The 1,262-nt window shown below is 65.7% G+C and carries 1 protein-coding gene; it reads left to right on the top strand.

Annotated features, from left to right (window positions below):
- Positions 1 to 1,115, top strand: a 1,115-nt coding sequence (locus tag AB4043_RS26630; RefSeq protein WP_442308680.1) for a hypothetical protein, incomplete at its 5' end; no start/stop codon positions are given.
- Between the last annotated feature and the right edge of the window lie 147 nt (positions 1,116 to 1,262).

Genomic DNA, 1,262 nt, shown 5'->3' with positions numbered 1-1,262 from the left:
GTCCTGAGGGTGTTGCGGGGGATGGTGGTGGTGAGTCGGGTGGGTCCGGTGTGGGGGTGGGTGGGGCTGTCGAGGGTCGGGATCGGGTGTTGGCGCGGCGGATTGCCGATGGGTTGGCTGGGGTCGGTCCGGAGGGTTGGCGGCAGTTGGATGCGGTGTTCGCGTTGACTGTTACCTCTGGTTTTGCCGAGGTGGTTTATACCGATGGTGAGCGTTCGATGCGGGCTGAGCCGCCGGCGGCGGTGGTGGAGTTGGTGGGTGAGCATCGGGGGTTGGTTGCGGAGTTGGATGGGGAGCCGTGGTGGCGGTTGTTGGTGCGGTTGAGCGCTGAGGGGGAGTTCGAGGTCGATTACGACTTCGGTGACGAGCCGTTCCCGGAGGGGCAGCTGTTCGAGCCGGGGGTGTGGGAGTCGCCGAATTTGGATGCCGCCTACAACGACGGCGCGTCGATGCCGAACTTCTATGCCGGCGCCCCGGAGTGGGTGGCCAATCCGGTGCTGAACCCGCGTGCGGCGACGGGTTTGATGTCGTTTGTGTATTGGTGGGAGGGTGGCCGTTGGTATCGGGGGGAGTCTCCGTCGGCGGAGCAGTGCGCTACCGCGGTTCCTGGTGTGTGGACGGCGAACACCGTGGTGGGMATTGTCGCGGGTCTGGCCGCCGCGCCGCCGAGCGCGCAGCAGCGCGCTGCTGCTGCGGCGTTGGTGTCGGCCGCGGAGGTGGGGGTGGTGACCCGGGAGACGGTGGAGAACCTGTTCGGCCACGACGGCCGGTTCGACATCGACGGGGCGATGTACCAGTTGACCCTGGCCGGGGTGGTGGCTGCGCTGCCGCAGCAGATGCCGGAGGAAGAAGCCATCTTCCGGGTGCGTAGCTACATCGAGGGTCGTGGTCTGGACACGACCGGTTATCCGCTGGATCAACTGGTCGGCGACCGGTTCAGCTGTGGCTGGATGGTGTATGTGCCGGTGCCGCGCGGCGAGATCGCGATCGGCCGCGCCATTTTCTACATCGCCGATGACGGTGTGCTGGAACACTCCTCGTCCTCGATCGCACCAACCACGTTCGTGAAGGGTTTCGAGCAGCGGTTCCAGGAACGGCAGGGAGCGTTGGGGTAGACCGGGAAGCTCGCCCACAGCCTGAGGCGCGGTGGTTCCCCAGTGTTGGTGAACCACCGTGTTCGGGGTGTGGGTGAAAATAGGATCGTCGGCTCGGTGGATGGATAGGTAGAGGTGGACGGCATGGATGCGGATGCGAAAAGGGTC

The sequence above is a fragment of the Terriglobus sp. YAF25 genome (assembly GCF_052113305.1).
GTDB lineage: Bacteria > Acidobacteriota > Terriglobia > Terriglobales > Acidobacteriaceae > Terriglobus.
The sequence above is the reverse complement of the archived record's forward strand: the minus strand, read 5'-3'. Positions and strand labels throughout refer to the sequence as shown.